5 protein-coding genes and 1 pseudogene are annotated in these 6,470 nt (G+C 68.3%); all 6 read right to left on the reverse strand.

Features of this window, described 5'->3' with window-relative positions; translation table 11 throughout:
• Nucleotide 1: 1 nt before the first annotated feature.
• Nucleotides 2-760, reverse strand: a complete 759-nt coding sequence (locus ACZYY4_RS16290; RefSeq protein WP_463811021.1) for a crotonase/enoyl-CoA hydratase family protein — start codon at nt 758-760, stop codon at nt 2-4.
• The gene (locus ACZYY4_RS16295) at nt 757-1,470 is read right to left on the reverse strand and encodes a PaaX family transcriptional regulator C-terminal domain-containing protein (RefSeq protein WP_463811022.1); all 714 of its coding nucleotides are present in this window, start codon (nt 1,468-1,470) and stop codon (nt 757-759) included. Before ACZYY4_RS16295 ends, ACZYY4_RS16290 begins: the two co-directional genes overlap by 4 nt.
• A gap of 26 nt (nt 1,471-1,496) precedes the next feature.
• Nucleotides 1,497-2,432, reverse strand: coding sequence for a crotonase/enoyl-CoA hydratase family protein (locus ACZYY4_RS16300; RefSeq protein WP_463811023.1), 936 nt, complete (start codon nt 2,430-2,432; stop codon nt 1,497-1,499).
• 15 nt (nt 2,433-2,447) lie between these two features.
• Nucleotides 2,448-4,085, reverse strand: a complete 1,638-nt coding sequence (locus ACZYY4_RS16305) for an acyl-CoA dehydrogenase family protein (protein WP_463811024.1) — start codon at nt 4,083-4,085, stop codon at nt 2,448-2,450.
• A gap of 443 nt (nt 4,086-4,528) precedes the next feature.
• On the reverse strand, nt 4,529-5,287 hold the full coding sequence (locus ACZYY4_RS16310; protein ID WP_463811025.1) for a deoxyribonuclease IV: 759 nt from the start codon (nt 5,285-5,287) through the stop codon (nt 4,529-4,531).
• Between the two features lie 305 nt (nt 5,288-5,592).
• Nucleotides 5,593-6,470, reverse strand: a pseudogene (locus ACZYY4_RS16315) (glutamate--cysteine ligase); the annotation flags it as partial.

Raw genomic sequence — 6,470 nt, forward strand, 5'->3', positions numbered from 1 at the left:
CTCAGGCTTTGGCGCCGTGCCGACCGGCGCCGCCGGCGAACCGGCCCGCTCCCTGCACCGCCTCCTCGGCGACCCGCGCGATGCTGCCGAATTCCTGATCCATCGCATGGGTTTCGGTCATACCCCACTGATGCAGAGCCGAGAGCCGATCCGAACGCAGGCACCCCTGCGGCAGCTCGGCGAGTTCGCCGGCCAGCTGCTCGGCTGCAGCACGGGCCTGCCCTTTGGGCACCACCCGGTTGGCCAGTCCGATCGCATGCGCCTCCTCGGCATCCACGGCCCGACCGGTGAGGATCATGTCCATGGCGCGGCTGTGGCCGATCAGCCGGGGCAAGCGCACCGTGCCGCCGTCGATGAGCGGCACCCCCCAGCGCCGGCAGAACACCCCGAAAACCGCGTCGGCCTCGGCGACCCGCAGGTCACACCAGAGCGCCAACTCCAGGCCGCCGGCGACCGCGTAGCCGCTCACCGCGGCGATCACCGGCTTGGACAGCACCATCCGGGTCGGCCCCATCGGACCCGGCCCGGCGCGGTGGGTCTGATTGGCGTTGGCAGTGCCGAACGCTTTGAGATCGGCTCCCGCACAGAAGGTTCCGTGGTCTCCCCAGAGCACTGCCACCGACGCGGTGTGGTCGCGGTCGAAGTCGGCGAAGGCCTGATACAGCGCGGCGGCGGTCGGCCCGTCGACGGCGTTGCGCGCCTGTGGCCGGTCCAGGATCACGGTGGTCACCGCGCCGCTGCGCTCCACCCGTACGCTCATGACACCTCCACCGGTCGGCCCGCATCTCGGCGTGCCGCCACTTCGTCGACGAATTCCGCGTAGCGAGTGCGGATTCGCTCCCCCGGCCAGTCCGGCGGAAGCAGCTCGGTCGGCAGCACCGGATCGCGGCGCAGATGGCGGACCATGGCCGCGGCGACCATGAAGCGACCGGGCACATCGGGGGCAGCGTCCATCTCGGTGAGCAGTCCGTCACCGGTCGCCGCCCACCCGGCCAGATCCCACAGCTTGCCGGCAAGTTCGGCCGGTTGGTCGTCGCGCGCCGTGAACAGCCGGGTGTGGACGTCCAGGTCCGCACCCAGATCGACATCAATGTTGTCCGGGCGCATCCAAATCCCTTCGCGCAGTTCGGCGAATCGCCGCTCACAGAGCCCGGACCGCAAGGCGGCCCGGGTTCGCGCGTCGCAGCCGATGCTGGTGATCACCACCGCAAGCCAGTCACCGCCCCATTGCCGGGCCCGGGGATTGAGCGCCTCGTCCTGCCGGCGCTGGCGTTCCAGCAGGCGGTCGGACAGCCCGTAGCCCGCGGCGGAGCGGACCAGGTCCCCGGCGGCGACCAGCCGGGTGAGCGCCACCCGCATAGCGGTTTCCTTGATACCGAAACCCGCTGTAAGGATGAGCAATTCAGCCGACGTGGCCGAGGCCGGGTGCGCCCCCAGCAGCACCGACAACACCACCGAGCGGGCCGTCATGCGAACTGGTGACTCGGCCATGGTCGCTAGACCCCGGAGGTCTGTCGGCCATGGTCCCCGAACGGCTCGTCGCGGTGCCGCACCGCGTCGCGAAAACCGTGCGCCACCGCGTCGGCGACGAATGCGTGCCCCTCGGGGGTGTGCCGCGCGACTCCGTCGAAGACGGTGCTGACCATCTGACTGGTGGCCACCCCTTGCTGCAGCAGCGCGGTGTTGAGCGCCAGTTTGGCCATGATCAGCTGGTTGACCGGCATCGCGGCGATGCGGGCCACCAGGCGCTCGGTGCGCTCGTCGAGCTCCGCCGGATCGGGGGCCTCGATAGCCAGGCCCCATTCGGCGGCTTGAGCGCCGGTGATGCAATCCCCGGTCAGCAGCAGGCGTTTGGCGCGCTGGTCACCGAGCCGGTGCGCCCACAGGCCAGCTGCCGGCACCCCCCAGACCCGGGTCGGCGGGTAGCCGATCTTGGCGTCGGACGCCGTGATCACCTGGTCGGCATGCAGTGCGATGTCGGTGCCGCCGGCCACGCAGTAGCCGTGGATCTTGACCACGGTCGGCTTGTCGGCGTGCATCAGCGAGGCGAACCCGCGGACGAACCGGCTCATCATCTGGTAGTCGATCATCGGATCCCACGGCTGATCGGGGCGGTGGTTGACCGCCTGAATCTTGCCGTCGAGCACACTGCCGCGGTAGTTCTCACCGCCCGCCGACGCCGAACCCTCGGCATAGGCGCCCAGGTCGAAGCCCGCGCAGAACCCCTCGCCGCGGCCGGACACCAGGATCACGTGCACGTTCGGATCCAGGTCGGCCCGCTCCACCAGGGCCGACAGCTCCAGCGGGGTGTCGGCGGTGATCGCGTTGCCCTTCTCCGGGCGGTTGAAGGTGATCCGGGCGATGCGGTCGGTGACCTCGTAGGTCATCGTCCGCAGATTGTCGAACTCAACCGGGGCGATATGGTGTCGCATGAAATCGCCTGTCCCCTAACCCTTTACCATGGCTCGTTCGAGGATCGGCCCCAGATCCAGGCCCGGCGGCAGCGTGCCGAACGCGCCACCCCACTGTCCGCCGAGCCGGGACGCCAAGAACGCCTCGGCGACGGCCGGGTGGCCATGTCGCACCAGCAGCGCGCCCTGCAGCGCCAGGCAGATGTCCTCGGCGATCTTGCGGGCCCGGTACTGAGCTCCGTCAGCGTCGCCGAGGTCGCCCAACTGCGCCTTGAGCGCGTCGATGTGGGTGTCCAGCCGGCGATCCTGCCCGGCGGTTCCGGCCAGCTCGTCGAAGAGCACCGCCACCGAGTCGGGTTGGGTGGCCAACGCCCGCAACGTGTCCAGGGCGCTGACATTGCCCGAACCCTCCCAGATGCCCATCAGCGGCGCCTCCCGATACAGCCGCGGCATCAACGAGTCCTCGATGTAGCCGTTGCCGCCCAAGCACTCCATCGCCTCGACGGCGTGCGGCGTGGCGCGCTTGCATACCCAGTACTTGGTGGCCGCCAGGCCGATCCGGCGCAGCAGCCCCTCCCGGTCGTCCCCCTGGATCGCCTTGTCGGTGGCGCCGGCCATCCGCATGGTCACCACGGTGGCCGCTTCGGCCTCCACCGCGAGGTCGGCCAGCACGTTGCGCATCAGCGGTTGGTCGATCAGGTAGTCGCCGAACGCTTTTCGGTGCTGTGTGTGGTAACTGGCGCGGGCCAGCCCCATCCGCATACTGGTGGCGCTGCCCAGCGCGCAGTCCAGCCGGGTCAGGTTGACCATCTCGATGATGACCGAGACGCCGCGACCCTCCTCGCCGACAAGCCACGCGGTGGCGCCGTCGTACTCGACCTCACTGGAGGCGTTGGCATGATTGCCGAGCTTGTCCTTGAGCCGTTGCAGCCGCATCCGGTTGCGGGTCCCGTCGGGCAGCACCCGCGGCAGGAAGAAACAACTCAGGCCGCCGGGCGCCTGGGCCAGCACCAGGAACACGTCGCACATCGGCGCGGAAGTGAACCACTTGTGCCCGGTCAGGGTGTAGCTGCCATCGGCGTTCGGCACCGCCTGGGTGGTGCCGGCGCGCACATCGGAGCCGCCCTGCTTCTCGGTCATCGACATCCCCGCGGTGAGACCGGCCTTGGCGGTGGGGACCTTGAGCACCGGGTCGTAGACCCGACTGGTCAGCAGCGGCTCGTAGGTTTTCGACAGTTCCTGGTTGTAGCGCAGCGCGGGGATGATCGCGTATGTCATCGAGATCGGACACATGTGGCCGGGCTCGGCAGTCCACACCCCGGTTTGGGCGGCACGCACCACGTGGGCGCCCGGTCGCGGGTCAGCCCACGGCGCGGCGTGCAGTCCGTGGGCGATCGCGGTGCGCATCAGCTCGTGATAGGCCGGGTCGTATTCCACTTCGTCGATGCGGTTGCCGACGACGTCGTGGGTGTGCAGGACCGGTCGGTTGCGGTCGGCCAGCTCACCCCAGCGCTGAGTCTGATTAGATCCGGAGATGGCCCCGAGGTCGGTGACTTCGTCGACGCCCCACTGCCCACCCTCGCGGATCAGCGCCTCGATGAGGACCGGCGACGACGCCGGGTTGTAGCCCTCCAGTGGAGGGACCTGGTTGGTGACGAGATGCGTGTCGGCCATAGTCGAGTATTACTGTTTTTCGACGTTTGCACAATATACGTAACCTAAGTTATGTCCGGCAAACAAAACGGCGGCCACGGCCCGAGGTCGGGAGGTTCCGGGCCGTGACCGCCGCGTCTATGGGGTGTCGCGCTAGGGGCTGCTCATCCCCACCGCGCCGCAGCTGCACCACTCAGTCATCGGGAATCCCTCCGCTGGAATGAACGTGCGAGCTGCCCTTTCTGGCGAAGCCTAGCTAATTAATAGCACATCCCCAACCAGCTGTCATTATTTTCATGGAATATCAGTCCATATGGCTGTTTAGGCGGTCAGTTTCCGACGGCGGGTCTCCGACTACGGGTGCCACAGCGCGACAGCGAAGGCGTTAGTCGTCGATACGGAACGAATTCGCCGGAATCCCGGAAGGCAGACCACCGGGGTGTGGCGGGATCTGGCCGGGTCGATCAGCCGACGCGTTCCTTGAGGAACGCGATGTCGGCCTTGCGGCCCTCTTCGGCGGTCTCACAGATGACCGGGGCGCCGGCGGCCTTGACGACGGCTACCAGCAGGTCCGGATCGATCTGGCCGGTGCCGAAATTGGCGTGCCGGTCCCGGCCGGAGCCGGCGGCATCCTTGGAGTCGTTGCAGTGCACCAGGTCGATGCGCCCGGTGATGGCCTTGATCCGCTCCACCGCGTCGGGAAGGGATTCACCGGCCGCCCAGGTGTGGCAGGTGTCCAGGCAGAACCCGACCCCGGTGTCACCGATGTGGTCCCAGAGCTTGGCGATGGTGTCGAAGCGCCGGGCCATCGCGTGCTCACCACCGGCAGTGTTCTCCAGATACACCGGGACGGTCGTCTCCAGCCGGTCCAGTGCCTTGCGCCAGCGGGCGAATCCGGCCAGCGGGTCGGATTCGTCGGCAGTGACGTGCCCGCCGTGCACGATCACCGCGGCAGCGCCGATGTCGGCGGCGGCGTCGCAGGTCTGCTGCAGGATCGTGCGCGAGGGGATGCGCACCCGGTTGTTCGCCGATGCGACGTTGATCAGGTACGGCGCGTGCACGTAGATCGGCAGCGCGGCCGCCCGCAACTGCGCTGCGTCCTCGCGCGGTTTGGGGGCCTTCCAGCTCTGCGGGTTGCCGAGGAATATCTGCACCGTGTCGGCGCCGTCCGCCTCCGCGGCGGCCAACGGATCAGCCGGGCGCACATGGGAACCGATCAACACAGGGGTCAGCCTAGTTCGGTGACGATGCCGGCGAGGAACGAGCCGGTTGAGGAGCCGGACAATCAGGTTAGTTCGGTGACGATGCCGGCGAGGAACGAGCCGGTTGAGGAACCGGACAATCAGGTTAGTTCGGTGACGATGCCGGCGAGGAACGAGCCGGCGGAGGAGCCGGACAATCAGGTTAGTTCGGTGACGATGCCGGCGAGGAACGAGCCGGTTCTGGGGGTACCCCCAGCACCGGCGAGGAACGAGCCGGTTCTGGGGGTACCCCCAGCCGCGCAGCGGCGAGGGGGCGAGCCGGACAGTCAGGCTGGTTCCCAGGTGTGCACCGGCTGGTTGGTGTGCATGTGCACGCAGTAGCGACGCAACATCTCCGCCAGGGCGTCGGGCCGACTCATCCCCTGCGCCTGCAACGCCTGGACCGTCGACACCTGCCAGGTGGCGCCGTTACGTCCCGAGGCGATCCGTCCCTCGATGATGCCTAGGAACCGGTCGGACACCTCGGCCGCCACCCCCCACTCGTCGAGGCCCCGACGGGCCATCGGAAGCAGTTCACGCCGGGTCAGCTCCGCTACGCTCACCTCGCCCAGGCCCGGCCAGTACAGCCGGGCAGCCATGCCGTGGCGGGCGGCCGCCAGAAAGTTGTCGTGGGCGGCGGCAAAGCTCATCTGGGACCACAGCGGCCGTCGCTCGCGGGCCAGACTGCGCAGCAGGCCGTAGTAAAAGACCGCGTTCGCCAGCATGTCGGCCACCGTCGGCCCGGACGGCAGCACCCGGTTCTCCACGCGCAGGTGCGGCCGTCCCTCGACGACGTCGTAGACCGGCCGATTCCACCGGTACACCGTCCCGTTGTGCAGGCGCAGCTCGGATAGCTGCGGTGTACGACCCTGCGCCAGCTCGGCGGCCGGATCCTCGTCGGAGACCTCCGGCAGCAACGGCGGGAAGTAGCGCACGTTCTCCTCGAACAGGTCGAAGATGGAGGTTATCCACCGCTCGCCGAACCACACCCGGGGCCGCACCCCCTGGTTCTTCAGCTCGTCGGGGCGGGTGTCGGTGGATTGGGCGAACAGCTCGACCCGGGTCTCCGCCCACAGTCGATGGCCGAAGAATGTCAATGGACAGCTGAAACTGCCCGTGGGCGGACAGGAGAACTGCCCGTTGGTGGCCAATAAGAACTGCCCAG

The sequence above is a fragment of the Mycobacterium sp. IDUB_21 genome, assembly GCF_055419425.1.

Bases quoted from the DNA above. Each gene is read 5' to 3' on its own strand.
- ACZYY4_RS16295 (WP_463811022.1), bottom strand. From the start codon at position 1,470: ATGACGGCCCGCTCGGTGGTGTTGTCGGTGCTGCTGGGGGCGCACCCG.
- ACZYY4_RS16300 (WP_463811023.1), bottom strand. From the start codon at position 2,432: ATGCGACACCATATCGCCCCGGTTGAGTTCGACAATCTGCGGACGATG.
- ACZYY4_RS16290 (WP_463811021.1), bottom strand. From the start codon at position 760: ATGAGCGTACGGGTGGAGCGCAGCGGCGCGGTGACCACCGTGATCCTG.
- ACZYY4_RS16305 (WP_463811024.1), bottom strand. From the start codon at position 4,085: ATGGCCGACACGCATCTCGTCACCAACCAGGTCCCTCCACTGGAGGGC.